A 23,672-nucleotide genomic window follows, 5' to 3' on the forward strand; every position below is an offset into this window, starting at 1 on the left:
GGTCACAGCTGCGTCAGCCGCCCGAGCATCTGGTCGGAAGTCTGGATCGCGCGCGAATTCAGTTCGTATGCGCGCTGCGTCGCGATCATGCTGACGAGTTCCTCGGCGACGTTGACGTTCGAGGTTTCGACATACTGCTGATTGATGACTCCGGCGCCGTTCGTCCCCGGCGCATTCGGCGTCGCGACGCCGCTCGATGCGGTCTCGAGGAACAGGTTCTCGCCGGCGCTCGACAGTCCGCCCGGATTGACGAAAGTCGCGAGCTGGATGTTGCCGACGACCGTAGGCGTCGCCTGTCCGGCTTGCAGTACGCTGACCGTGCCATCCTTGCCGATCGTCACCGACTGCGCGTCGTTCGGGATGATGATCGCCGGTTCGAGCGGATAGCCGCTGGCGGTGACCATCTGGCCCTGCGCGTCGAGCTGGAACGCGCCGTCGCGCGTGTACCCGGGTGTGCCGTCGGGCAGCGTCACCTGGAAGAAACCGGCTCCCTGCACGCCCATGTCCATCGCATTGCCGGTCTGCTGCAGGTTGCCCTGGGTGTGGATGCGCTCGGTCGCGACCGGCCGCACGCCGGTGCCGAGCTGCAGGCCGCTGCCGATCTGGTTCTGCTGCGTGTTCTGTGCGCCGGGCTGGCGGATCGTCTGGTACAGCAGATCCTCGAAGATCGCGCGCGAGCGCTTGTAGCCGTTCGTCGAGACGTTCGCGAGGTTGTTGGAGATCACATCCAGCTGCGTCTGCTGGGCCTCGAGGCCGGTGCGGGCGATCCACAATGAACGAATCATGATGCTGAGTCCCTTTCCTGGGCAGGCAGGGAGGCTGCCTGCAAGTGTCCGGACCAGTCTAGGCGGTGACCGGCGGCTTCAATCGCCGGAACACCCGCCCAAAAGACCCGCTAATTCCGTCGCGCGGCCGCCCCCGCTCAGCGGGCCGCGAGCACCTGCGCTGCCGCCTGGTCGTTCTGCTGCGCGGTCTGCAGCATCTTGGTCTGCATGTCGAACTGGCGTGCCAACGCGATCATCGACACCATCTGATCGACGACGCTGACGTTGCTGCCTTCGAGGTAGCCGCCGGCGACCTGCACGGCCTCGTCGCGAGGCGCGGCGCCGCCGTCGCGCAGCCGGAACAGCCCGTCGTCGCCGCGCACGAGCGAAGTCTCCGGCGGATTGACGAGCTTCAGCTGGCCGAGGTTATTGACGACGTTCTGCGCGCCGCCGCCGCGCATCGCCGAAATCGTGCCGTCCTTGCCGATCAGCACTTCGTTGTCGGGCGGAATCGTGATCGGACCGCCGTCGCCGAGCACCGGCAGGCCGCCTCGCGTCTGCAGCACGCCGTTCGGGCTGACTTCCAGGCTGCCGTTGCGCGTATAGCCTTCGGAGCCATCGGGCAGTTGCACCGCGAGCCAGCCCTTGCCTTCGACTGCGACGTCGAACGCGCGCCCGGTCTGCTGCAGCGGCCCGGCCTCGAAGTTCGTCGCGACGCTCGCATCGATGACGAACGCGCGCGTCGGCAGGCCCTCGCCTTGCATCGGCACCGCACGCAGCTTGTGCAGTTCGGCGCGAAAGCCGGTCGTCGTCGCGTTCGCGAGGTTGTGCGACACCGCAGCCTGCTGGCCGATGGTGTGTTTCGCGCCGCTCATCGCGGTGTAGATCAGACGGTCCATGCGCCTTTCCCCTTCGTTTGCCCGTGCCCGGCAGCGCCGAGGGGCGTTTCAGCGATGCTCATCCGAGGTTGACGAGGGTCTGCAGGATCGTGTTCTGCGCCTGCACGGACTGGGCGTTCGCCTGGTAGGCGCGCTGCTGCACGATCAGCTGCACGAGTTCGCTCGTGAGGTCGACGTTCGACTCTTCGACCGCACCCGGCGTCAACAGCCCGAGGTTCGTGTCGCCCGGCGCGCCGATGCGCTCGTCTCCGCTGTCGCGCGTCGCGGCCCACAGGTTTCCGCCGAGGGGTTGCAGGCCGTTGCGGTTGTCGAAACTGGCCAGCGCGACCTGACCGAGATCGCGGCTTTCGCCGTTGCTGTAGCTCGCGCGGATGAGGCCGTCCTTGGAAACCGAGATCCCGGACAATTCGCCCGGGCGGTACCCGTCCTGCCCGATGCTGTTGACGCCGAAAGCGTCGCCGTACTGGCTGCTGCCGCGAAAGTTCAGGCGGACAGCCTGGTCGGCCTGGGCACCACTGTCGGAGAAATCCAGCGACAAGTCGAACACTCCGACGTCCGCATCGGTGGCTTCATTTTCCAGCCGGCCGCTCGCGGTAAACGACAACGTGCCGGCGCTCTCCGGCGTCGCCCCATCGACCGAACGGTACACCTTCCACTGGCCCGCAGCGTCGTCTTGGACGAAGTAAAGAGCGAGCGTGTGCGCATTTCCGAGCGAGTCGTAGATGTTGGTGGTCGTCGTGGAGTTGTACATCGTCGCTTTCAGCGGAACCGGCGGCTCGGCGTCGAGATCGACTTCGTCGATGCTACCGCCCACCGGAGAGGGCGCGTCCATGCGCGAATCGAGGTTCAGTGTCCACGAGGCTTCGGTGGTCATTTTCGGCTCGCCCAATGCCGCGCCGGCCCCGAGGTTCAGTTCGCCGATCGTGCCGGCCTGCCCCGTTTCGCTGATGCCGAAACCGGTCAGGCGAAAGCCCTGCGCGTTCACGACGTAGCCGTCGCGATCGACGTTGAACTGTCCGTTTCTCGAATAGACCGGCGCTCCGGTCCCGTCCGGCGAAACCAGGCGGAAGAAGCCGTCGCCGCTGATCGCCATGTCGAGCGGGTTGTTGGTGACGGTGATGTTGCCTTGGGTGAAGCTTTGAGCGACTTTCGCGATTCGGGTGCCGATGCCGACCTGCGTTCCCCCGGACGCTCCCGACAGCGACGAGGCAAAGACGTCCGCAAACTGCGCCGCCCCGGTCTTGAAGCCCACCGTGTTCGCGTTCGCGACGTTGTTGCTGACGACGTCGAGCGCCTTCGACGCGGAGGCGAGGCCGCTCAATCCCTGCTGGAATGCCATGATCCTGTCCCTCGGAGTTCGGAAATCAGAGAATCTGCCGGATCTCGGACATCCTGAAGATGCCCAGATCGCCTATCTGCAGATCGGTGCTTTTCGGTCCGCGCACGACGCTCGACACCGCGCCGAACTCAAGCGATTCGGCCGCCGCGGTGTCGTCGCCGGCAGTCGCGGCGATGCTCACGGTGTATTTGCCGTTCGCCGCGCGGGTGCCGTTGGCCGCTGCGCCGTCCCACTGGAAGTTGTGCGTGCCGGCGTCGAACGCGCCGAGCGCGACGTTCGCGACTTCGAGACCGTTCGCATCCTTTATGCTCATCGTGACCTTGTCGGCCGGAGCATCGAGCGAGAAGCCGCCGACCGCGCCGGCTTCGGTCAGCGTCAGGCCCTTGCCCGGCACCAGCACGCCGCGGCCGACGAGAGCGGCCGCCTGCATCGCTTCGGAGGACTGCTGGCCTTCCATGATCTGGCCGAGCATCGTGTTGAGCCGCTCGATGCCGTCGACGGTGCTGATCTGCGCCAGTTGCGAAGTCACCTGCGCATTGTCGAGCGGGTTCATCGGATCCTGGTTCTTGAGCTGCGTGGTCAGCAGCTTCAGGAAACGGGTCTGGCTGAGCTCGTCGGATTTTTCGGGTGCGGCGCTGTTGCGCGCGAGCGTCGACATCACGGCATCGGCCGCCGAGGAAGCCGCGCTATTGACAGTTGTCATGATCGCTCCGGTCGCCCGCTCACTGGCCGATCGCCAGCGTGCGCTGCATCAGGGTTTTCGCCGTGTTCATGACTTCGGCGTTGGTCTGGTAGGCGCGCGAAGCCGAGATCATGTTGGTCATCTCCTCGACGACGTTCACGTTCGACATCTCGACGTAGCCTTCGGGGTTCGCCGCGGGATTGCCAGGGTCGTACGTGAGGCGTCCCGCCGCCCCGCTCTCGACGACCTCCGTGACCTGCACTCCCACTGCGCCCGGCCCGGCCGTCGGCGTCGCCGTAAACACCACCTGCTTGGCGCGGTAGGGCTGGCCATCGGGGCCGGCGACGCTGTCGGCGTTCGCGAGGTTCGACGCGGTCGCGTTGAGGCGTGCGGACTGCGCATGCAGCGCGGAGCCCGCGATCGAGAAGACGTTCAACATGCTCATGACCTGCCTACCTCGCTCACTGGCCGTTGATCGCGGTCTGCATGCCGCGCAACAGGCTGTTGATGAAAGTCACGCTCGCTTCGTATTGCAGGGAGTTTTCGGCAAATGCCGCGCGCTCGACGTCCATGTTCACGGTGTTGCCGTCGACGCTCGCCTGGAACTCGCTGCGATAGCCGACATGAGGTTCGAGGAGCGTCCCCTGCTCGGCCGAAAGATGGCGCGCCGAAGTGCCCGAGAGCGCCAGTGGTCCGCTCCGTGCGCCGATCGCGCCTTTCAGCGCAGCGGCGAAATCCACGTCGCGCGCCTTGTAATTCGGCGTGTCGGCGTTCGCGATGTTCGAGGCCAGCAACTGCTGACGCCGGGCCTGCACGTTGAGCGCGGTCTGATGAAACTGCAGCGCGCTGTCGAGTCGGGATTTCATGGCATCACCTCAAGATCCTGCTGTAACCGCCGTTACCGGAAGCAGCGGCGGGCGTCGACCCATCGCACCTTCCATGCCAGCGATCTTAGTCGTCACATCACAACGGCCTTGCGCCGATAAGACTGGAAATTACCGGTCAATTTCGCCGCTTTCGCTGCCGGTTTCGGCCGCCTGCCTGCCGCCGTGCGGAAAAACTTGCCGCCCGCGCAGGGGCGAAGCGGGAACGCGACGGCGGTTGCCGCGCGCACGCGGGCGTGGTGCAATCGCGCCATGCGGAAAAACCGATTCTTGCTTCGCCGATTTCCTGCCGTTGCCGTGGCGACTGTCACGACCGTCATGCTGCCCCTGCCGGCGGGCGCGCAGCAGCCTCCCGAAGCGGTCGAGCGGACAGTGGCGGCATTTCTCGAGCAGCAGACTGTCGGGCTGCCGGGAAAAGTCGGAATCTCCGTTGGCGGGTTCGATGCGCGGAACAACCTCCCGGCATGCGCGGCGCTCGAAGCGTTCCTGCCGGCCGGCACCCGGGCGTGGGGGCGGATCAACGTCGGTGTGCGCTGCAACTCGCCGGCTCCGTGGACCGCGTATATGCCGGCGCGGGTCGCGGTAATGGCAGAGTATCTCGTCACCGCCCGCGCGCTTCGCGCCGGCCAGATCGTCGGTCCGGCCGATCTCGAACGGCGAAACGGCGACCTCGCCGCCGAACCGTCGGGGACGCTGACCGACCCGACGCAGGCGGTCGGGCATCCCGCGCGTTATGCGCTCGGCGCCGGCAGCACGTTGCACAGCGGCATGCTGCGCCTCCCGCCGGCAGTGCGGCAGGGTCAGGCGGTAAAAGTCGTCGGCAGCGGCAAGGGCTTCAGCGTGTCGAACGAAGGACGCGCCCTCAACGCCGCAGCCGAAGGCGAGCCCGTACGGGTCCGGATCGGCAATGATCAGGTCGTTTCAGGCCTCGCGCGCGGTGGCGGGGTCGTCGAAGTGCAATTTTGAATGCGAGGCCTGGGCAGGCGAACGAGCGCTTGCGTCGATCGCCGGCATTCGCGCCCGCTCACTGGCGGACGCCCGCCAACGGTTAAAGTTTTCGCCGCGCGAACCGTTGACACGGTCAGAGAATATTCAATGGGAGCTGCGCCGTGAAGATCGAAGGTACCCCGAAGCCAGCCGGCTCCGTACCTGTGGAGAGCCGGTCACGGTCCCAGCCGGCGACGTCCAAACCCGCCGCAGATGGCGAGAACGTACACTTGTCATCGCTGTCGTCGAGCCTGAACAAGGCCGAAGCGGCAATGGCCTCCACTCCGGTCGTCGATCGTGGCCGCGTAAACGAAATCCGCCAGGCAATCAGCGAAGGGCGCTTCAAGGTGGATGCCGATCGCATCGCCAAGGGCGTGCTCGACTCGGTGCGCGAGATGTTCGACCCCCGGCGCGAATCGTGACGCCGCAACCCGAACTGCAGCGTCTGGCGACGCTGATCGACAGCGAAGCGGCACTGCTGCGCGCGTTTCTCGCGCTGCTCGAACGCGAGGAGGCGCTCCTGATCACCGGCGACGCCGACACGCTGCTCGCGCTAACCGAGGAAAAATCGCAGCGCCACCGGCAACTGCAACGCGTGCATAACGACCGCGCGCTGCTGCTCGGCCGCCTCGGGCGCCCGAACGACGAAGCGTCGATTCGCGAACTCTGTCGGGCGCTGCCCGACACCCTGACCTGCTGGGACGAAATCCGCGAACTCGCGCGCAACGCGCAGCATCGCAACGAGATCAACGGCAAGCTGATCGTCGAACGGATGCAGCACAACCAGTCGGCGCTCTCGGTCCTGCTTGCGGCAGCCGGGCAACCCCAGCTCTACAACGCCACGGGCATGACGCGCCCGCGCAGCAGCGGCCGCCATCTCGGCAGCGCCTGAAAGCTCGCCCCTCACTTTCCTCGCCCCCGAGACTTCGCTGTTCGTGTCTTTCGCGACACCGCCTGTCCCTCTTGAGGTACCATGGGTGCGGTAGTCGAGTGAACAGGGATTCGTCGACATTGTTACACGCGCAATGTTTGACTTTTTTGCAATCTGTTGCTTTCATTATTGCCTTTCGTCCTGCGTCCGATTCGCTGGACGCTCACCACGCGACGCGATTTGACGAGGACGATCCGATGCAGAAGTTCATGTGCCTGCTACTCACACTTTGGGCGGGCACCTCTTCCCTTGCCGGTGCCGGGGAATTCGATACCACTGTGGCCATGCGCGCGAACAGCGCGACGACTTTCTATGTGCAGGGAAAGATCGGCGGGCTGGGAGCTGTCGACCTGATGGTCGATACCGGTTCAGGCTACATGACGATCAACGAGGAAATGCTGGCCACGCTGCAGGGCGCGGGTCAGGCGCACTACGTCAGACAACTGCGCGGCCGACTTGCAAACGGCACTGAACTGGACGTGCCGGTTTACGCGATCAAGGCCGTGAGCATCGGCGATGGCTGCTGGCTCAATAACGTCGAGGCGGCGGTGTTTCCCGGAAAGACGCGCGCGATCCTCGGGCTCAACGCCCTGCAGCGCGCAGCGCCGTTCATCTTCTCGTTCGATCCGCCGCGCCTCGTTCTGAGCAATTGCGGAGCAACCACCGCCGCCCGCACGAAGGCCGCCGACCTCGCAGCCTTCGAGCGTTGAAGCAGCGTCAGGGCAGCAGTTCGCCGTCCGCGTCGCTGTTCGGACTGCGCTCTGCCCCTTCGGAGTCTTGCCAGCGAAGCTGGTCTTGTGAGCGCGGCGTGGCGTCGCGGCTCGACTCCTCCAGTTCGAACGCCGAGAACTCGCTGATCGGCTGATCACCAGACTCCAGCTCGACGTACCGCTCAGGCTGATACTCCGGCCTCGCCTTCAGTTCCTCCTCGCTCGCGTTGATGCGAAGCTGGCCATCGACGTATTGCAACTGATCGAGAGGGACCGTGATTTTCTTGTCGCCGATCCCGAGGAAACCGCCGGCTGAAATCACCGCCTGCAGATCCTTCTCGTGGCGGCTATGCACGACCGCCGCCACCGACCCGATTTCGTCGCCGCCGGGACCGATGACATCCTTCCCGCGTAGCTCGCGAGGCGACATCGTATAGACCACCCCCGCGGGATTCGCCCGTGACCTGTCCATGCGCGGATTTGTGCTCTGGGTGCTCTCGGCCTGGGGCATGCTGTCATTCGTCTTCGAGGCGTCGGTGCCAGCCCACCCCGGCGTCGCGACCAATACGGCAATTGCGCCGGCGAGCAACGACTTGCGATAGCTGATCTTCATCTCGTCCTCCTGCCTTGCGGCTCTGGTTGAGCAGTTCCCCCTCCGCAGAATGCGGCGGGGCGTCGGAATGTCCGACCGCGAGTATCTCGTGCAAGAAGCTGGCCAGGAGAGCATGCGTTTCTGGCATCGTTCAAGAATCTGACCCATGCGCTTGATTTAATTTTGTTTTTGCCGAAACCAACGGCAGCTCCAGGATTTTTCGGGCAGACGGACAGCGTCGCGACAACGGTCGGCCGCCTTCCCGGAACGCGGCCGCAACTGCGCACAGAAAAGCCTGAAAACACCCCCGCGTAACGCACGCAATCGTCTGAATAACAGGAATTTTTTCGTTCTTAGCCGCCCCGCTCCGCGCGGTGTCAATCTTTCTACGAACACGAAGCGCCCCGTGCCGTCGTTCAGGGGCGACAGCCGACACTCAGTGTTTTCAGCGGCTTACGCTCCCGCTGCGAGCGCATGATCTCCGTCCCCTTCTGCTATTTTTATTATTCTTCAACAACTTGAGGTTGTCCGGCAGTGATGCCCGTCGTCTTGACACGACAGATTCCTCGGATCGACAACGCCAATCGGCAACGCCCTCAGAGCCATTCTCATGGAACATTCGCCGTCCCCATTCGTTTTACTCGACAGGGCAGCAGGAAGCCGCTGAAGCTGCAGCGACCCAGCTGGCTCTTCGACGCACACGGAAGGAATACGGAAAATGAAAACACGCACTGCCAAGACCTTGCTCGCCACCTGTCTCCTCGCCGCGAGCTTCGCTGGACTCCCCCCCGCCCTTGCGGCCGGCGCCCATGATCACGATAGCGGCACCGCCATCCTCAAGCTTGATGCCGGCAGCAGATGGCATACCGACGCCGCGCTGCAGCAGGGCATGCTGAAGATCCGCGCTGCCGTCGAACACAGCCTCCCGGCCGTTCATCGCGGCACGTTCACCGATGACCAGTACCGGTCCCTGGGCGACACGGTCGAAAACGAGATCGCCTACATCGTGCAGAACTGCAAACTTGCGCCCGACGCCGATGCGGTGTTGCATGGCATCATCGCCGAACTCGGCGACGGAGTCGAAGTGATTACTGGCAAGAAGGCCGTCGGCGATCGCAGCAAGGGCGTGGTGCACCTGGTCAGGGCACTCGACAATTACGGCACCTACTTCGACCATCCGGCGTGGACGCCGGTCGCTCCCGCGCACTGAGCCGCGACGCCGGGCAGAGGCATGGACGATGCGGACGCCGACCGGGACCACGCCTTCATCGTCCTCGCGCGCGCCGGCGATACGCGAGCGTTCGGCGAGATCGTGCGACGGCATCAGGACCGCGTGTTCACTTTCATCCTGCGGCTCACCGGAACACGCGATGAAGCCATGGAGCTGACGCAGGAGGTGTTCATGAAAGCGTGGCAGGCGCTGCCCGAGTGGCGTCCGCAGGCGCGCTTTTCGACGTGGCTGCTGCAGATCGCCCGCAACCTCAGCATCGACATGCTGCGCCGCCGACAGCTTGTCCAGTTCGCGCCGCTCGCCGACGAACTCGATATCGTCGACACCGCGATGGGTCCGGAAGCCTGCTACGCGACCCGCCAGCGCGACGCGCAGCTTGCGCGGGCGCTGCAGCGGATTCCGACCGAGCAGCGGGAAATCCTGCTGCTGCGCGAGGTCGAGGACCTCAGCTACAGCGATATCGCTCGGACGCTCGGCCTGCGCCCCGGCACCGTGAAGTCGCGCCTCGCGCGCGCGCGTGCGGCCCTGCTCGAACGGCTCGGATGCAAGACAGGAGACGATCATGCCTGAGCGTTGCCCGAAAACGCTCGCGCTGTCGGCATTGCTCGATAGCCAGCTCCCGCCGCGCCGGCTTCGGGCGCTGCTCACGCATATCGACCAGTGCGCGGCGTGCAGGGAAATGCTGTGCGAACTGGAAACGCTGCGCTGCCGGCTCGACGCGCTGCCGCAGGAGCGGCTCGGCTTCGATCTCGGGGCCGTGGTCGAAGCCCGCATCCGCGCCCGCCCCCCGCGATCGCGCCTCGCACCCCGACCCGGGCTGCGCTGGTTCCTGCCCGCGCTGCGCTGGCTCGTGTTTCCGCTGGGCGGCGCCGCGGCGCTGATGCTGGGTCTCCAGGTCGGGAGCACGCTGCTCCGCCCCCCTGCCGGCGACGTGCCTCACGGGCCGGCAATGCTGGCGATGGCAGTGTTCGGTCCGATTCCGCCAGGCAATCTTTGCCCCGTCCCGAAATCGTGCCCTTCCGGAAATGACTTCAGATGAAACTTTCGACGCTGCGCTTCGCCCTGACGTGTTCAGTCCTGGTCAATCTCGGCGTCGTCGCGGCGGCGGGCGTCCATGTCCTGCGGCCAGCTTCCACAACCACCGGGCCCGCCCCGTCGCTGCCCGTCCACCTCGGCCTCGACGCTCGTCAGCTCGAACGCTGGCACGCCGCCGAGCAACCTTTCCTGCGCCAGTTCAGTAACACCGCGGCGCGCATCGAAGCTCATCGTGCCGCAATGATCCGCGCAATTTTCGCAGCGAACGTGGATCGCAAGGCGATCGAAACCGAGCGCGTCGCCATCGCCAGCCTGCAGCACGAGCAACAGCGACTGATGATCGAGCAACTGCTTGCCGAACGCGAAATCCTCGACGAGGCGCAGCGCGCCCGTCTCGCGCAACTCCTGCTCGCGCAGCCGGACAAGCCGTCACGACTGGAAGATCTGCACGGTCAGTGACGGGGAAGGATTTATCGCGCTACCGAGGCCGGGGCACGGGTCCCCCGGGAGATTCGTTCCCGATGCGGGCTGCACGCAAATCAAGGCTTCGCGCCGAAACAAAAAAGCCACTCTTCCGAGTGGCTTTTCGCGGGAATTCTTGGTCGGGGAAAGAGGATTCGAACCTCCGGCCCCTGCGTCCCGAACGCAGTGCTCTACCAGGCTGAGCTATTCCCCGACGTCCTGTAGCGATCAGTAATTCCTGACAACTGCAAAGTCCGATAATTGTAGCAGTGCATCTTTGAAAATGGAAGGGGGAAGTACGCCGAGAGCGTCGATCGCGAGCTGCGCCTCGGCACGCGCCCACCGCCGTGCCTCGTCGAGCGCGCCGGTTTCGCGAATCGCCGCGAGCACTGCCTCGAAGTCGTCGCGCCCGCCACTTTCGATCGCGTTACGCACCCGGGCGGCCTGCTCGGTGCTGCCATGCTTCATCACGTGGATCAGCGGCAGCGTCGGCTTGCCTTCGGCCAGGTCGTCGCCGAGATGCTTGCCGGTCGCCGCTTCGTCGGACGAATAGTCCAGGACGTCGTCGATGATCTGGAAGGCGGTGCCAAGATGCATGCCGAACGCAGCCACTTCTCGTTCCTGCTCCTCTTTCGCCCCCCCGAGGATGGCGCCGAGGCGTGTCGCTGCCTCGAACAGTTTCGCGGTCTTGTAGCGGATCACGCGCAGATAATCCTCGACTTCGACATCCGCGTTGTGACAATTGAGCAGTTGCAGGACCTCGCCCTCGGCGATGATGTTCGTCGCATCGGCCAGCACCTGCATCACGCGCATGTCGTTGACCCCGACCATCATCTGGAACGCGCGGGTATACAGGAAATCGCCGACCAGTACCGACGCGGCATTGCCGAACAGCGCATTGGCCGTCTTGCTGCCGCGACGAAGCTCGGACTCATCGACGACGTCGTCGTGCAGGAGCGTGGCGGTATGGATGAACTCGATGACGGCGGCAAGTTGGTGATGCGACTGCCCGCGGTAACCCATCGCACCGGCGGAAAAGAGCACCAGTGCGGGCCGCAGCCGCTTGCCGCCACTGTGGATGATGTATTCCGCGACCTGCCGGATGAGAACGACGTCCGAGTGAAGGCGTTCACGAATGACCGCGTCGACTGCCTGCATGTCGGCGGCAATCGGCGCGTAGAGCTGCTGAGTCGACAAGGCGGGGCACTCGCGGGAAAAAGGCGGATGTTATGGGGGTGGCCGGCGTGGCGTCAACAGAACCGCGCGCCGAAGCCGGCAGGCTATTCGGGGCTGCTCCTGTGTTGCGTCACCACTGGGCATACGAGGTCGGGCCGATCGGTGATGACGCAATCGACGCCCCAGTCGAACAGGGTTTGCGCACGGCCCGGGTCGTTCACCGTGTAGCTTGCCACCCACAGGCCCGCCTCACGGGCCTCGATCACGGTTAGCCGATCGAGGTATCGGGCGTCCGCATGCAGGGCCGCCGCACCGACCCGGCGGCAGCGCTGCAGCCAATCCGGCGGCATCCGCTCGACGAGCAGCCCGCGAGGAAGATGCGCGGCAAGCTGCGCGGCAACTTCCAGCGCGAGCTCGGAAAACGATGACAGCAGCGGCACCACCGCAGTCCCGGTCCAAAGGTCGCCGGCACGACGCGCGACGACGCGGGCGGTTTCTTCGTCCTGCCCCGCCGCCGGCTTGATCTCGAGGTTCACGGACAGCCCGAGCGAAATGCATCGCGCGGCTGCCTCGTCTAGCGTCGGCACCCGTTCGCCGGCGAAACGCGCATCGAACCACCTTCCCGCGTCGAGCGCGCGGAGGTTTTCGTCCCGGGTCAGGGCAACGCTTCCGTGGCCGTCGGTGGTGCGATCGAGCGTTTCGTCGTGGATCAGCACCGGCGAGCCGCTGCCGCTGAGCATCACGTCGAACTCCACGCCACCACATCCGGCCTCGACCGCCGCCGCGAGGCCTGCCAGCGTATTTTCGGGTGCGAGCGCGCCGCCGCAGCGATGGGCCAGCACCGGGGCGAGAGGCCAGGGGCGAGGCGTCATCGCTGTTGCCAAATGCATCAGCGCAGGACCGGCACTGCGGCCGCCTGGACCCGCGTCACCGCGTTGTCGAGCGCTTCCTTCGCCGGTTTGCGATCCGCCCACACCGCGCCGAGTTCTTCGTCGAGGATGTCGAGCATGCGGGCACGACCGGCGAGCGGCGACGCACTCGATTCGACCGTCGCCGGCTTGTTGTTCAGCTGCGACACGGCGACCTTGATGTTCTCCAGGTCCGGCCCCAGCACTTCGCTCTGGGCTGCGAACACGCCCGCGCGGTTCAGCGGCAGATAGCCCGATTCACGCTGCCACGCGACCTGGTTCTCAGGCTGCAGCCAGAAGCCGACGAAGCGCGCGATCGCCTTGTACTCGGCGGGCCGCTTGCCGGCGGCGACCCACATCGCCGCGCCGTCGGCGAGCGTGTTCTGCGGAGCCCCGGGGAAATCCTCGTGGTACGGCAGAGGCGCAATGCCGACTTCGAACTGCGCCGTCCGCCGGAAATCGGTCCAGCTCGCCGACGGCGCGGCGATCACCGCGCACTCCCCGCTCGCGAACCGTTGCTCGGCCTCGCTCTCGGCGCCGAAGATGCGCAGATAGCGGGCACGGTGCCAGCTCGCCATCATCGCCACGTGCTTGACCTGAAGCATGCCGTTGAACGACGGGCGCTCGCTCTTGCCCTGGCGCGCGGACACCGGCTCGTTGTGCCAGGCGCTGGTGTTCTCGATCATCACGCGACCGGGCTGCGAGACTGTGTAAGGACACGTCGAACCCGAATCGAACAGCTGGCCGAGCGCCTGTTGCAGTTCGAACCAGGTTTTCAGCGGCGCATCGGGATTCAGGCCGACGCGGCGGAATTCGCCGCGATTGATGTACAGCACGGGCGTCGACAAGCCAACCGGCAACGCGAGCAGCTGGCCTTTCGCATCGATTAGCGCGCGCGTCATGATCGCCGGCGGCTTGAGGGCCGGCAGCGGCACGCCGCCTTCGCGCATGACGGCCGCCAACGCTTTGTAGCGCGGCTTTCCGCCGAGAAAGCGTTCCATGTCCTCGCCGGGCAGGATCATCAGGTGGGGGGAGCCGTCATCGCTCCACGTACCTGTCCTGACACTGAGCCGATAATCCTTGCTGCGCTCGTTGAAGCGCTCGACGAGCTGCTTCAGCGCCTCTTCCCGCTTCGAGTCCAGCTGGTGGACGAGGTGGATCTCCTTCGGCTCGCTCGCCACCGCAGCGGGCGGACGCGCCACCGCTTTGGCCGCCTGCGCGGCACCCGCTCCGATCCCCAGCAAACCTCCTCCGCACAGCAGCAGCGCGGCCCATTTCGTTGCGACTCCGGTCAGCACTCTCATTCTCCAGTCCTTCACGTGATACTGCACCTCGAACGCTCACAGTATAGAGTTCGGCGAGGTTGCCCGGAGTCCGCGACCGGCGGCGATCCATCAAGATTTATCAAGATTTCCGCGGCGATGACGTTAACCGCTTCAGCTTCCCACCTCCGGTGTCCTTCTGCCCATGTTCGCGCAACGCCTGACTCCCCTCCTGCTGCTCGTCGCACTCGGCGGCTGCGAGCAGATCGGCATGCTGCTCGAACTGCCCGATCCGAAAAAGGACGCGGCCGTCGCGGAAGCGGAAGGCAAAGCCATCGGCGGGGCATGTCGCCATTCCGGCCGCTCCCTCGAAGACTGCTACCTGCTCAATGCGAAGGCGCAGAAGGCCGCGGTGTTCGCCGGCTGGCGGGAAATGAACGACTACATGATGCAGAACAGCATGCAGTCGGTACCCTCGCAGCTTTCGCACCCCAACGCCCCGTCGGCGCTTTCGTCGGGCGCAGCCGGCACGAAGGAAATCGACGAGACCGCTGCCCCGGCTGCGGCGGACGAGGAACGTCGCGTGCGCCGCGCGCGCACGACGTCCTGAAACTGCGCCGCGCGAAAAAACAAACTTGCCGTCGCCCGGGCGCCGACTTGCCTTATCATCCGCGCGACCTGAAACAACACGCGTGCCGCAAAACGGACCTGATGCCTGCCACTCCAACGAATCGCCTCGGCCTGACCGCCTCCGGCCTGCTCGCACTGTGCCGTGCAGGATTCGAAAAGGAAGTCGCCGCCGAACTGGACGACTTCGCCGCCGGGATCGGGCTGACGGGCTTCGTCCGCACCCGCCCCGGCAGCGCGTTCGCGACTTTCGAAACCCACGAGCCGGTCGCCTTTGCAGACCTCGCCGAACGCTGCGACTGGCGCACGCTGATTTTCGCGCGCCAACTGCTGCCGTGGTTCGCCCGCGTCGACAACCTGCCCGAACGCGACCGGGCGACGCCGATCGCCGCGGCGACGCGCAATGCCGGTCAGCGCTTCGCGCAGCTGATGCTGGAAACTCCCGACACCGACGAGGCCAAGCAGCAATCCGGCTTCTGTCGCCGCTTCACCGTGCCGCTGCAGCATGAACTCGAACGGATCGGCGCGTTTCGCGAAGGCGCGAAAGGCCTTCCCGAACTGCACATCCTCTTCCCCGACACCGCCACCGCGTGGCTGTGCGCCGCCCTCCCCGGGCAGGCCGCGCTGTGGCCGATGGGGATTCCGCGTCTGCGCATGCTGCGCGAAGCCGCCAGCCGTTCGACGCTCAAGCTCGCCGAAGCGATCTTCACGTTGCTGACCGAAGCCGAGCGCAGCGCGAGCCTGCGGGCGGGGCTACGCGCCGTCGACCTCGGCGCCGCGCCCGGCGGCTGGACTTGGCAGCTCGCGCATCGCGGTCTGCGGGTGACCGCGGTCGATAACGGGCCGATGGCGCCTTCGGTGATGGCGACCGAGATGGTCGAGCACGTACGCGCGGACGGCTTCACGTGGCGTCCGCAGCGTCCGGTCGAGTGGATGGTCTGCGACATGGTCGAACAGCCGACGCGGATCGCGGCGCTCGTTGCCGACTGGATCGCGACTGGCCGCTGCCGCAGGACGATCTTCAACCTCAAGCTGCCGATGAAAAAACGCCTCGAGGCCGTCGAACAGTGCCGGGCGCTGATCACCAAGCGCCTCGCCCAGGCAGGTCCGTTCGAGCTGCGCTTCAAGCACCTGTACCACGATCGCGAAGAGATCACCGGCTACCTGGCGTTGCGCGCCGCGGCGGTCTGATCCGCCGGCCTCTCTGCGGGCGGTCTCCGGTGTCGGAAAACCACATGCGGCACAAGCCCCTCGAATTGTACGTGTATGTATAATGGCCGGTTTAAAGCACCCGGCCTGCCGGATGGCACGAGCCCTCCCGGAACCGCTCCGTTCCGGATACCGTTCATGCAATCGCCTCTTCCGGCATCGCATCTCGCGCGGCAGGCCCCTATCGAAGAAAGGCGCCTATGAGTTTCGCCGATCTCGGACTGATCCCCGAGTTGCTCCGTGCAGTAGCCGAATCCGGCTACACCACCCCCACCCCGATCCAGCAGCAGGCGATCCCGGTGGTCCTGTCCGGCCGCGACGTCATGGGCGGCGCCCAGACCGGCACCGGCAAGACCGCGGGCTTCACGCTGCCGCTGCTGCAGCGCCTCGCGCGCCACGCCAGCACTTCGACGAGTCCGGCGCGCCATCCGGTGCGGGCGCTGATCCTCGCGCCGACGCGCGAACTCGCGATGCAGGTCTTCGAGTCGGTCAGGACCTATAGCAAGTACGTCCCGCTGCGCAGCACGTGCATCTATGGCGGCGTCGACATGAAGCCGCAGATCCAGGAGTTGCGCAACGGCGTCGAGATCGTCGTCGCGACCCCGGGGCGACTCCTCGACCACGTCCAGCAGAAGACGATCCAGCTCGGTCAGGTCGAGATGCTCGTGCTCGACGAAGCCGACCGCATGCTCGACATGGGATTCATCCCCGACATCCGCCGCATCCTCGACCTGCTGCCCGCGGCGCGTCAGAGCCTGCTGTTCTCGGCGACGTTCTCGGACGAGATCAAGAAGCTCGCCGACCAGATGCTGAAAGAACCGCAGCTGATCGAAGTCGCGCGCCGCAACATGGTGTCCGAAACGATCACTCACCGCGTGCACCCGGTCTCCGCGGGCCTCAAGCGCAACCTGCTCGCGCATCTGCTGCGCCACGAGCCGGACACGCAGGCGCTGGTGTTCGTCGCGACGAAGCTCGCGTGCGGTCGGCTCGCGCATTTCCTCGAACGCCACGGCATCGCCGCCGACGCGATCCACGGCGACAAGGGCCAGGCGCAACGCACCGACACGCTCGAAGCGTTCAAGTCCGGCAAGCTGCGGGTGCTCGTCGCGACCGACGTCGCGGCGCGCGGGCTCGACATCGACGACCTGCCGTCGGTGATCAATTTCGAACTCCCGCATACCGCTGAAGACTATGTGCACCGCATCGGCCGCACCGGGCGCGCCGGGCGCCAGGGCAACGCGGTCTCGCTGGTGAGCGCGGAAGAGAAGCACCACCTTGCGGAAATCGAAAAGCTCATCAAGCTGCAGATTCCGCAGGAAATCGTGCCGGGTTTCGATCCCGAGCCGGATTTTTTCGAACCCGGCATCCGCAGCCGGCAAGGCCGCCGCACCGCCGCCAGCGCTCCCGAAGCGCCGAAGGAAACCGGCCAGAAGAAAGCTCCTGCGCCGCGCGAGGCCCGGCCCGCATCGTCGTCGCGAAGCAGTGAAGTGCGTCGGCGCACCGGACGCTCGACAATCGCCGCGGACGGGTTCGACTACACCAAGCCGTACCAGCCGGCGGCTTCGCCGATCGATCCGAATCGGCCGGCGGATCAGGCTGCAGGCGGGACGGCATCCGGTACGCCCCGTCGCCCCCAGCGCCCGATCGCGGTGCTGCTCGGCGGCCTCGGCCGGAAATAGGCCCGGCACACCCGCCTATTCCGGGCCTTTCCGGCGGCGCGCTTCAAGTAATCTGGGCACACCCCGAAAAGCCTTCGGAATCCCTGGAATGCCCGCACCGATGAATGCCTTCCGCCAGAAGGGCAGCGATGATCCCGAAGAACCTTTCATTCCGGACTTTTCCGAGGGCATGGAGGCGGGCCTGTATCTGGCCCTGTTCGAGCTCTTCGACGAAGGGCTCGTCATTACCGGTGACGAAGTCGTGCTCGAAGCCAACAGCGCGGCGTGCCGACTGCTCGAACGCGATTACCGGCAGGTCGCCGGTCACCCGCTCGCCGATCTGTTCCCATCGGAACGGGAGTTCCTCGACGCGCGCGCCCGGCTATTCATCCGCGGGGAGACGCGCGGCAGCCTGCGTGTCTCGCTGCCGCAAAAGCGGGAACGGGAACTGCGCTTCGTCGCGGCCGCGCGCCTGCGGCCGGGGATTCACGCGCTGATCCTGAGCCCCGCAGCGGGAGCGAATGCCCTTTCCGCTCTCGTCGACCCGGTGTGGCCGCGCCTTGCTGCGGCGCTCGAACAACCGGTCCTCGTCATCGACGATCAGGGCCGCGTCGCTGCCGCGAATGCGGCGGCATTGGGCACGCTCGGACTCGCCCGCGCAGAGCTCGTCGGACACGCGCTGGAGGCGCGACTGGCAGTGACCTGGCCCCGGCGCGGCGAGCCGCAGTTCGCCCGCATCGGCGCACCGGGCAACCGGGAGACGCTGTCCGGGCGCATCCTGCCCGGGCCGAAACCCGGGTGGCAGCTGTTGATACTTCCGCCAAACAGCGGGAAGGCCGCAGGTGTGCTTGCGCCGGCGTACCATCCCGACGCGCCGCCGCAACGCGCTGCACCGAACGACGACGGGTTGGTCGAGCGGCTGTTCGCCGACTGCCCGCTGCCGACGCTGCTGTGCGAAGGCCCCGAGCTGCGGATCTTTGCCGCCAGCGCCAGCGCGGTGACGGCGTATGGCTATCCGTACGAGCGCCTGTGCGGGATGCGCCTCGCCGATCTGTGCAGTGGGCCGGAAAACGGCAGCCCTCTCGCCGCGTCCGGCAGGTGGCGCCACCGCCGCGCAAACGGCACGACTTTCGACGCCGTCATCGTCGCCTACCGGATCGACGCCGCCGGCCACCCCGACGCGATGGTCGTGATGCATGGCCATCGTGCAGCGCCGTGATCATCGCGGCGCTGCGGCAACCGTTTCGGATGCGGGAGCCCGAAGCGTAAACGTCACCGGCCGGCCCTCCCGAGGAAAGGCCGGCCGGCAGCGCTCACGACATGCTCAGGCTTCGAGCGCCTTGACGTGCGTGATGACTTCGCCGATCGCCTGTTGCGCGCTGCCGTACAGCATGCGGCAGTTGTCCCTGTAGAACAGGGCGTTTTCGATGCCCGAGTAGCCCGCACCCTTGCCGCGCTTGACGACGATGACGTTCTGCGCCATGTCGACGTTGAGGATCGGCATGCCGTAGATCGGGCTCGACTTGTCGGTGCGCGCGACCGGGTTGACGACGTCGTTGGCGCCGATGACGAGCGCGACGTCCGCCTGCGGGAAGTCGGCATTGATCTCCTCGAGGTCGAAGATCTTGTCGTACGGCACGCCCGCTTCGGCGAGCAGCACGTTCATGTGGCCCGGCATGCGCCCGGCGACCGGATGGATCGCGAACACCACCTCGACGCCGCCTTCTTCGAGCAGCTGCGCCATCTCCCACACCTTGTGCTGCGCGCCGGCGACCGCCATGCCGTAGCCCGGCACGATGATGACTTTCGAGGCGTAACGCATCACCGAGGCCGCGTCGAGCGCCGAGAACTCCTTCATCGAGCCCTCGATCGCCTCGCCGCCGCCGGCCGCCTCGCCGGTGATCGGCGTGAAGATGACGTTCCGGATCGGGCGGTTCATCGCCTTCGCCATCAGCTGTGTCAGCAGCGTGCCGGACGCGCCGACGACGATGCCGGCGACAATCAGCGCCGGGTTGCCGAGGACAAAGCCTTCGAAGCCGACCGCAAGCCCGGTGAAGGCGTTCAGCAACGAGATCACCACCGGCATGTCGGCCCCGCCGATCGGGCTGGTGAGGATCACGCCGAGCGCAAGCGCGACGATGAAGAACGCGATGATGAGCGCCGGCACCGGCGTGCCGCTGATGACGATCGCGAGTCCGAGCAGCACGGTGAGCGCCGCGAGCCCGATGTTCACGAGGTTCTGCTGCGGCAGGCGCCAGGTCTTCGTCATGATGCCCTGCAGCTTCGCGAACGCGATGCACGAGCCCGAGAACGCGACCGAGCCGATCAGCGCGCCCAGCACCGCGAGCGTCGCGACGCCCGGGCTATGGACGCCGCCGCGGGCGAACTCGAGCGCCGCGATCGCCGCCGCCGCGCCGCCGCCCATGCCGTTGTAGATCGCGACCATCTGCGGCATGTCGGTCATTTTGACAACGCGACCGCTCCACCACGCGACGCCGCCGCCGAGCACGATCGCGGTGATCATCAGGCCGTAGTTCTGCATGCCTGGCGTGTAGAAGGTGACGAGCGTCGCCGCGATCATCGCGTAGCCGGCCCAGACGATGCCCTTGCGGGCGGTGACCGGCGAGCTCATTGCCTTGAGGCCGAGAATGAAGACGACCGCGACGCCGAAATACGCCAGCTGGATCAGCGTGTTCATTTCGCACCTCCCGACTTGCGGTCGGACTTGAACATCGCGAGCATCCGTTCGGTGACGACGTAGCCGCCGGCGGCGTTCGCCGCGCCGAGAAACACCGCGACGAAGCCGATCGCCAGCTGCACCGGGTCTTCCGGATCGGCGTGGCCGAGCACGACCATCGCGCCGACGAGCACGACGCCGTGGATGAAGTTCGAGCCGCTCATCAGCGGCGTGTGCAGGATCACCGGCACGCGCGAGATCACCTCGTAACCGGTGAACGCGGCCAGCATGAAAACGTACAGAGCAGTTATGCCATCCATGATTGCGTCCTCCGATTAGAGCCCGAGTACCTGTTTGACGCCCGCGTGCCTGATCTCGCCCGCATGGGTGAGGCAGGTGCCGGCCAACACTTCGTCTTCCCAGTCGAGCGCGAGCGCTCCTTCCTTGATGAACGGGGAAAGGAAATTGAACAGGTTCTTCGCGTACATTTCGGAGGCATGGACCGGCATGCGGCTGGCAATGTTGGCCGGCCCGATGACGAGCACGTCGTTGATCCAGGTCTTCTCGCCGGCGACCGTGCCCTCGACGTTGCCGCCCGATTCGGCCGCCATGTCGACGACGACGGCGCCCGGCTTCATGCGCCGCACCATGTCGGCGGTGATGATGCGCGGCGCGCGCTTGCCGGGAATCGCCGCGGTCGTGATCAGCGCGTCGCACTGCGCGACCGCCTTCGCGAGCCGCTCGGCCTGTTTCGCCTTCTCGTCATCGGTGAGTTCGCGCGCATAGCCGCCGGTGCCGGCGGCCGCGACGCCGGTGTCGACGAACTTCGCGCCGAGCGACTCGATCTGCTCGCGCGTCTCGGGGCGCACGTCGTACGCCTCGACCATTGCGCCGATGCGCCGCGCGGTCGCGATCGCCTGCAGACCTGCGACGCCCGCGCCGATGACGAGCACTTTCGCCGGGCGGATCGTGCCGGCGGCATAAGTCAGCATCGGGAAGAACTTCGGGCTGTGGTCGGCCGCGATCAGCGCGCATTCGTAGCCCGCCACTGCGGCCTGGGAGGACAGCACGTCCATGCTCTGCGCGCGCGAGATCCGCGGCAAGAGCTCCATCGCGAACGCGGTGATGCGTTTTTCGGCGAGCTGCTTCACGCGTTCGACATCCGACCACGGCTGCAGCAGGCCGATCAGCACCGCCCCTTCACGCATCGCCGCAATCCGCTCGGGCGATGGGGGCTGGACGCAGAACACCACGTCGGCGGCCGCGCACACTTCGTCCGCCGAAGCGGCGAACCTCACGTCGACAAAAGTCTCGTCGCGATAGTGGGCAGGCTGGCCGGCGCCAGCCTCCACCATGACTTGCGCCCCGAGATCCAGGTATTTCTTGACCACGTCCGGAACGACCGACAAACGTCGCTCGCCCGGCACGGTCTCCGCAGGCACTCCGATCAACAGAGCCATAGGCCGTTCTCCCTGAAAGGTTTGTGTGATGAACCTTGCGCGGACCCAACCGCAGGCCGGCGACAGACAAAAAAACCGGGAGGCAGCAACCGCTGCCACCCGATCGGGTCCATCGCCCGCCCTCCCCCGTGGTCCGCGAGTATTCGCGGGTGAACGCGCCGTCACCCTGTTGCTTTTATGGATTTCTTGCTCTGCATCAAGGGCGATGCATGAGCAGCGCATACGGGATAATACTGATACCCTACCTCAACGCAATACCGTTTTTTTGCACTGCGACAGATGAATACGACACGAGCGAACACGAAGCGTCGCAAATCGAAGTCGCTGACGGCGGCCAAGGCGGGCCTGCCGCCGGGCACGCTGGTGCATGTCGGCGCCGTCAAGACGGACCGCCCGACGATCTCGCTGCTCGCCTACGACGATGGCGGAATCGAGGAGCGCCGCTTCGCCAGCATCGCCGAATCACGCGCCTACCGGCCACAGCGCAAGCGGCTGTGGCTCAACGTGTATGGTCTGCAGGACGCCGAAATCCTCGGCGAGATCGGGCGCCGTTTCGGGCTCCACCCGCTGGTGCTCGAGGACATCCTGAACACCCACCAGCGCCCGAAGATCGAGGACTACGGGACGTACCTCTACTGCGTGGCGCGAGTGTTCGAATACGACGGCGCGACCCGCACGCTCGGTTCGGATCAGGTCAGCCTCGTGCTCGGCGAGAATTTCGTGCTGACGTTTCAGGAACGGCGCAGCGGCACTTTCGAGCCGATTCGCGAGCGGATGCGCATCCCCGGCTCACCGTTCCTGCAGCACGGCACCGACTATCTGGCCTACACGCTGCTCGACGCGATCGTCGACCAGTATTTCGTCATCGTCGATCGCCTCGGCGACACCGCTGAGGATCTCGAAGACGATGCGCTCGTCAGCCCCACGCCCGCGCTGCTCAAAACGATCAACCTCGTCAAGCACGACACGCACCTGCTGAGACGCGCGATCTGGCCACTGCGGGAGGTGCTGAACGGCCTGATCCGGGGCGAGAGCAGATTCTTCAGCGCCGACACGCGCCTGTATCTGCGCGATGTCTATGACCATCTGGTCCACGTCGTCGAGACACTCGACGCCGTTCGCGAACTGCTCGGCGACCTGATGGACATCTATTTGTCATCGGTCAGCAACCGCCTCAACGTCGAGGTGCGGATTCTCACCGTGCTGACGACGCTGTTCCTGCCGGCGACGCTGATCACCGGCATCTTCGGCATGAACTTCCGGGTCATGCCGCTGCTCGACGAAGACTGGGGCTTCTATGTCGCAATGGGGATGATGGGATCGGTGGCACTGGGCATGGCGGCGATTTTCTGGCGGCGCAACTGGTTGCGGCTATAGCCTCGGGGCGTCCGGCGCCTGCCTGCGCCGCACCGCTGCATACTTTCATGATGACAAGAGAGATGTTGTCGCCGCTTCCGGCAGCCCGCCGGCGCGCGAGCCGGACGAGCGTATCGGCCGCATCGCGCGCCGGGTTCGCGGCGATCACCGCGGCCAGCTCGTCGTCGGAAAAATGGCGCCACAGGCCATCGGAACACAGCAGAAAGTTGTCCCCGTCCCGTGCGGGAGCTTCACCGAACGCGAGCTGCGGTGGCCGGTGACCGCCGAGACACGACAACAGGACACTGCGCTGCGGATGGGACGACGCCGCAACCTCGTCCAGTCGGCCGCGGCGCTGCAGTTCGGCGACCAGCGAATGGTCCTGGCTGCGGCGCACGGTCTCGCTTCCACGAAAGTGATAGACGCGCGAATCACCGCAGTGGATCCAGTGCGCCTGCCCGCTGCGCAGCATCAGCGCGACAGCCGTGCTGTGCGGTTCCTTCCCGCTGCCGGCCCGAACCCGCCGGATGCCACTGTGGGCGTCGGTGACGATCCTCTCGAGCAGTTGCCCGGGGCAGCCGGCGTCCGGAACCCCGGCTTCGAAATTCCGCCTCGCATGGAGCACCACCTGTTCAGCCGCAAGTTCGCCGCCAGCGTGTCCACCCATGCCGTCGGCAAGAACGGCGATCATCGTGCCGCGCAGCGACGGGTGCCCGAACACCGCGACGCGATCCTGCTGTTCGCTCCGATCCCCGATGTGCCGGGCGATGCAGGTTTCGACGATGAGTGGCATGGTGGCGAGCGGGATTGACCGCTGGCAATG

26 protein-coding genes, 1 tRNA gene and 1 pseudogene are annotated in these 23,672 nt (G+C 66.0%); 13 read left to right on the forward strand and 15 right to left on the reverse strand.

The genetic code is table 11. The features are described 5' to 3' along the window. Positions 1 to 2 precede the first annotated feature (2 nt). From flgG to flgB, 6 genes are all read right to left on the reverse strand, one after another. Positions 3 to 785 carry a flagellar basal-body rod protein FlgG gene (gene flgG, locus PA01_17875; GenBank protein ID KON80257.1) on the reverse strand — a complete coding sequence of 261 codons (783 nt, stop codon included), beginning with the start codon at positions 783 to 785 and terminating at the stop codon, positions 3 to 5. Between the two features lie 137 nt (positions 786 to 922). After that, positions 923 to 1,663, reverse strand: coding sequence for a flagellar basal-body rod protein FlgF (gene flgF, locus PA01_17880; GenBank protein KON80258.1), 741 nt, complete (start codon positions 1,661 to 1,663; stop codon positions 923 to 925). A gap of 58 nt (positions 1,664 to 1,721) precedes the next feature. Further along, positions 1,722 to 3,002, reverse strand: a complete 1,281-nt coding sequence (gene flgE, locus PA01_17885) for a flagellar hook protein FlgE (protein KON80259.1) — start codon at positions 3,000 to 3,002, stop codon at positions 1,722 to 1,724. Positions 3,003 to 3,027: 25 nt separating this feature from the next. Continuing rightward, positions 3,028 to 3,705 carry a flagellar hook assembly protein FlgD gene (locus PA01_17890; GenBank protein KON80260.1) on the reverse strand — a complete coding sequence of 226 codons (678 nt, stop codon included), beginning with the start codon at positions 3,703 to 3,705 and terminating at the stop codon, positions 3,028 to 3,030. Between the two features lie 19 nt (positions 3,706 to 3,724). Beyond that, positions 3,725 to 4,129, reverse strand: a complete 405-nt coding sequence (gene flgC / locus PA01_17895; protein KON80261.1) for a flagellar basal body rod protein FlgC — start codon at positions 4,127 to 4,129, stop codon at positions 3,725 to 3,727. Between the two features lie 16 nt (positions 4,130 to 4,145). Continuing rightward, on the reverse strand, positions 4,146 to 4,550 hold the full coding sequence (gene flgB, locus PA01_17900; protein KON80262.1) for a flagellar basal body rod protein FlgB: 405 nt from the start codon (positions 4,548 to 4,550) through the stop codon (positions 4,146 to 4,148). A gap of 336 nt (positions 4,551 to 4,886) precedes the next feature. Here flgB and flgA point away from each other — a divergent pair, with 336 nt between their 5' ends. The 4 genes from flgA to PA01_17925 all read left to right on the forward strand — a co-directional run bounded on the left by flgA (position 4,887) and on the right by PA01_17925 (position 7,196). Then, the gene (gene flgA, locus PA01_17910; protein ID KON80264.2) at positions 4,887 to 5,534 is read left to right on the forward strand and encodes a flagellar basal body P-ring formation chaperone FlgA; all 648 of its coding nucleotides are present in this window, start codon (positions 4,887 to 4,889) and stop codon (positions 5,532 to 5,534) included. Between the two features lie 143 nt (positions 5,535 to 5,677). Then, positions 5,678 to 5,977 (forward strand): flagellar biosynthesis anti-sigma factor FlgM, encoded by a 300-nt coding sequence (gene flgM / locus PA01_17915; GenBank protein KON80265.1) that lies wholly within the window; start codon positions 5,678 to 5,680, stop codon positions 5,975 to 5,977. Beyond that, on the forward strand, positions 5,974 to 6,447 hold the full coding sequence (locus PA01_17920; protein KON80266.1) for a flagellar protein FlgN: 474 nt from the start codon (positions 5,974 to 5,976) through the stop codon (positions 6,445 to 6,447). Before flgM ends, PA01_17920 begins: the two co-directional genes overlap by 4 nt. Before the next feature lie 236 nt (positions 6,448 to 6,683). After that, entirely contained in the window at positions 6,684 to 7,196 is a 513-nt protein-coding gene (locus PA01_17925; protein ID KON80267.1) for a retroviral-like aspartic protease family protein, read from the forward strand. A 7-nt stretch (positions 7,197 to 7,203) separates the two neighbouring features. On the opposite strand, the gene PA01_17930 is transcribed toward PA01_17925, so the two are convergent. Beyond that, the gene (locus PA01_17930; protein ID KON80268.1) at positions 7,204 to 7,809 is read right to left on the reverse strand and encodes a PRC-barrel domain-containing protein; all 606 of its coding nucleotides are present in this window, start codon (positions 7,807 to 7,809) and stop codon (positions 7,204 to 7,206) included. Positions 7,810 to 8,506: 697 nt separating this feature from the next. Here PA01_17930 and PA01_17935 point away from each other — a divergent pair. From PA01_17935 to PA01_17955, 4 genes are read left to right on the forward strand one after another with little or no spacing between them, the layout of a single operon-like run. Further along, positions 8,507 to 8,998, forward strand: a complete 492-nt coding sequence (locus PA01_17935; protein ID KON80269.1) for a hypothetical protein — start codon at positions 8,507 to 8,509, stop codon at positions 8,996 to 8,998. 21 nt (positions 8,999 to 9,019) lie between these two features. Beyond that, positions 9,020 to 9,589: a sigma-70 family RNA polymerase sigma factor gene (locus PA01_17940; protein ID KON80270.1), complete on the forward strand. Its 570-nt coding sequence runs from the start codon at positions 9,020 to 9,022 to the stop codon at positions 9,587 to 9,589. After that, complete coding sequence (locus PA01_19205; protein ID KAI5912371.1) at positions 9,582 to 10,058, forward strand: zf-HC2 domain-containing protein; 477 nt, start codon at positions 9,582 to 9,584, stop codon at positions 10,056 to 10,058. Before PA01_17940 ends, PA01_19205 begins: the two co-directional genes overlap by 8 nt. Then, entirely contained in the window at positions 10,055 to 10,513 is a 459-nt protein-coding gene (locus PA01_17955) for a periplasmic heavy metal sensor (GenBank protein ID KON80271.1), read from the forward strand. Before PA01_19205 ends, PA01_17955 begins: the two co-directional genes overlap by 4 nt. 140 nt (positions 10,514 to 10,653) lie before the next feature. Here the strand turns inward: PA01_17955 and PA01_17960 are convergent. From PA01_17960 to PA01_17975, 4 genes are all read right to left on the reverse strand, one after another. Further along, positions 10,654 to 10,730, reverse strand: a tRNA-Pro gene (locus PA01_17960). Positions 10,731 to 10,744: 14 nt separating this feature from the next. Then, positions 10,745 to 11,713: an octaprenyl diphosphate synthase gene (ispB, locus tag PA01_17965; protein ID KON80272.1), complete on the reverse strand. Its 969-nt coding sequence runs from the start codon at positions 11,711 to 11,713 to the stop codon at positions 10,745 to 10,747. Between the two features lie 83 nt (positions 11,714 to 11,796). Beyond that, positions 11,797 to 12,564, reverse strand: a complete 768-nt coding sequence (gene ugpQ, locus PA01_17970; protein ID KON80431.1) for a glycerophosphodiester phosphodiesterase — start codon at positions 12,562 to 12,564, stop codon at positions 11,797 to 11,799. A 17-nt stretch (positions 12,565 to 12,581) separates the two neighbouring features. Continuing rightward, a complete protein-coding gene (locus PA01_17975) occupies positions 12,582 to 13,904 on the reverse strand; it encodes an extracellular solute-binding protein (protein ID KON80432.2) in 1,323 nt (440 codons plus the stop codon). A 163-nt stretch (positions 13,905 to 14,067) separates the two neighbouring features. On the opposite strand from PA01_17975, the gene PA01_17980 reads away from it, so the two are divergent. From PA01_17980 to PA01_17995, 4 genes are all read left to right on the forward strand, one after another. Further along, positions 14,068 to 14,472 (forward strand): hypothetical protein, encoded by a 405-nt coding sequence (locus tag PA01_17980; GenBank protein ID KON80273.1) that lies wholly within the window; start codon positions 14,068 to 14,070, stop codon positions 14,470 to 14,472. Between the two features lie 101 nt (positions 14,473 to 14,573). Continuing rightward, on the forward strand, positions 14,574 to 15,680 hold the full coding sequence (gene rlmM / locus PA01_17985) for a 23S rRNA (cytidine(2498)-2'-O)-methyltransferase RlmM (protein ID KON80433.1): 1,107 nt from the start codon (positions 14,574 to 14,576) through the stop codon (positions 15,678 to 15,680). A gap of 218 nt (positions 15,681 to 15,898) precedes the next feature. Further along, positions 15,899 to 17,377 (forward strand): DEAD/DEAH box helicase, encoded by a 1,479-nt coding sequence (locus PA01_17990; protein KON80274.1) that lies wholly within the window; start codon positions 15,899 to 15,901, stop codon positions 17,375 to 17,377. An 88-nt stretch (positions 17,378 to 17,465) separates the two neighbouring features. Then, the gene (locus PA01_17995) at positions 17,466 to 18,575 is read left to right on the forward strand and encodes a PAS domain-containing protein (GenBank protein ID KAI5912372.1); all 1,110 of its coding nucleotides are present in this window, start codon (positions 17,466 to 17,468) and stop codon (positions 18,573 to 18,575) included. A 105-nt stretch (positions 18,576 to 18,680) separates the two neighbouring features. Here PA01_17995 and PA01_18000 read toward each other — a convergent pair whose 3' ends face one another. Genes PA01_18000 through PA01_18010 form a run of 3 tightly spaced genes read right to left on the reverse strand, consistent with a single transcriptional unit; the run spans position 18,681 to position 21,493 of the window. After that, positions 18,681 to 20,054, reverse strand: coding sequence for an NAD(P)(+) transhydrogenase (Re/Si-specific) subunit beta (locus tag PA01_18000; GenBank protein ID KON80275.1), 1,374 nt, complete (start codon positions 20,052 to 20,054; stop codon positions 18,681 to 18,683). Beyond that, a complete protein-coding gene (locus PA01_18005) occupies positions 20,051 to 20,353 on the reverse strand; it encodes an NAD(P) transhydrogenase subunit alpha (protein ID KON80276.1) in 303 nt (100 codons plus the stop codon). The genes PA01_18000 and PA01_18005 overlap by 4 nt, the downstream gene beginning before the upstream one ends. Before the next feature lie 15 nt (positions 20,354 to 20,368). Continuing rightward, positions 20,369 to 21,493, reverse strand: a complete 1,125-nt coding sequence (locus tag PA01_18010) for a Re/Si-specific NAD(P)(+) transhydrogenase subunit alpha (GenBank protein KON80277.1) — start codon at positions 21,491 to 21,493, stop codon at positions 20,369 to 20,371. Between the two features lie 279 nt (positions 21,494 to 21,772). On the opposite strand from PA01_18010, the gene corA reads away from it, so the two are divergent. Continuing rightward, positions 21,773 to 22,870 (forward strand): magnesium/cobalt transporter CorA, encoded by a 1,098-nt coding sequence (gene corA, locus PA01_18015; GenBank protein ID KON80278.1) that lies wholly within the window; start codon positions 21,773 to 21,775, stop codon positions 22,868 to 22,870. 40 nt (positions 22,871 to 22,910) lie between these two features. On the opposite strand, the pseudogene PA01_19210 reads toward corA, so the two are convergent. Further along, positions 22,911 to 23,642 (reverse strand): annotated as a pseudogene (locus PA01_19210) (serine/threonine-protein phosphatase). Between the last annotated feature and the right edge of the window lie 30 nt (positions 23,643 to 23,672).

Origin of the sequence: Azoarcus sp. PA01, assembly GCA_001274695.2 — a bacterium.
Classification (GTDB): Bacteria; Pseudomonadota; Gammaproteobacteria; order Burkholderiales; family Rhodocyclaceae; genus Aromatoleum.

Excerpts from the sequence above, each read along its gene's own strand:
- flgA (KON80264.2), top strand. The coding sequence starts at position 4,887 with ATGCTGCCCCTGCCGGCGGGCGCGCAGCAGCCTCCCGAAGCGGTCGAG.
- PA01_18000 (KON80275.1), bottom strand. The coding sequence starts at position 20,054 with ATGAACACGCTGATCCAGCTGGCGTATTTCGGCGTCGCGGTCGTCTTC.
- flgC (KON80261.1), bottom strand. The coding sequence starts at position 4,129 with ATGAGCATGTTGAACGTCTTCTCGATCGCGGGCTCCGCGCTGCATGCG.
- rlmM (KON80433.1), top strand. The coding sequence starts at position 14,574 with ATGCCTGCCACTCCAACGAATCGCCTCGGCCTGACCGCCTCCGGCCTG.
- PA01_17940 (KON80270.1), top strand. The coding sequence starts at position 9,020 with ATGGACGATGCGGACGCCGACCGGGACCACGCCTTCATCGTCCTCGCG.
- flgE (KON80259.1), bottom strand. The coding sequence starts at position 3,002 with ATGGCATTCCAGCAGGGATTGAGCGGCCTCGCCTCCGCGTCGAAGGCG.
- PA01_17930 (KON80268.1), bottom strand. The coding sequence starts at position 7,809 with ATGAAGATCAGCTATCGCAAGTCGTTGCTCGCCGGCGCAATTGCCGTA.
- flgF (KON80258.1), bottom strand. The coding sequence starts at position 1,663 with ATGGACCGTCTGATCTACACCGCGATGAGCGGCGCGAAACACACCATC.
- PA01_17890 (KON80260.1), bottom strand. The coding sequence starts at position 3,705 with ATGACAACTGTCAATAGCGCGGCTTCCTCGGCGGCCGATGCCGTGATG.
- flgB (KON80262.1), bottom strand. The coding sequence starts at position 4,550 with ATGAAATCCCGACTCGACAGCGCGCTGCAGTTTCATCAGACCGCGCTC.
- PA01_17995 (KAI5912372.1), top strand. The coding sequence starts at position 17,466 with ATGCCCGCACCGATGAATGCCTTCCGCCAGAAGGGCAGCGATGATCCC.
- PA01_18010 (KON80277.1), bottom strand. The coding sequence starts at position 21,493 with ATGGCTCTGTTGATCGGAGTGCCTGCGGAGACCGTGCCGGGCGAGCGA.
- ugpQ (KON80431.1), bottom strand. The coding sequence starts at position 12,564 with ATGACGCCTCGCCCCTGGCCTCTCGCCCCGGTGCTGGCCCATCGCTGC.
- PA01_17925 (KON80267.1), top strand. The coding sequence starts at position 6,684 with ATGCAGAAGTTCATGTGCCTGCTACTCACACTTTGGGCGGGCACCTCT.
- PA01_17975 (KON80432.2), bottom strand. The coding sequence starts at position 13,904 with ATGAGAGTGCTGACCGGAGTCGCAACGAAATGGGCCGCGCTGCTGCTG.
- corA (KON80278.1), top strand. The coding sequence starts at position 21,773 with ATGAATACGACACGAGCGAACACGAAGCGTCGCAAATCGAAGTCGCTG.
- PA01_17980 (KON80273.1), top strand. The coding sequence starts at position 14,068 with ATGTTCGCGCAACGCCTGACTCCCCTCCTGCTGCTCGTCGCACTCGGC.
- PA01_17935 (KON80269.1), top strand. The coding sequence starts at position 8,507 with ATGAAAACACGCACTGCCAAGACCTTGCTCGCCACCTGTCTCCTCGCC.
- PA01_19205 (KAI5912371.1), top strand. The coding sequence starts at position 9,582 with ATGCCTGAGCGTTGCCCGAAAACGCTCGCGCTGTCGGCATTGCTCGAT.
- PA01_18005 (KON80276.1), bottom strand. The coding sequence starts at position 20,353 with ATGGATGGCATAACTGCTCTGTACGTTTTCATGCTGGCCGCGTTCACC.
- flgG (KON80257.1), bottom strand. The coding sequence starts at position 785 with ATGATTCGTTCATTGTGGATCGCCCGCACCGGCCTCGAGGCCCAGCAG.
- PA01_17955 (KON80271.1), top strand. The coding sequence starts at position 10,055 with ATGAAACTTTCGACGCTGCGCTTCGCCCTGACGTGTTCAGTCCTGGTC.
- PA01_17990 (KON80274.1), top strand. The coding sequence starts at position 15,899 with ATGAGTTTCGCCGATCTCGGACTGATCCCCGAGTTGCTCCGTGCAGTA.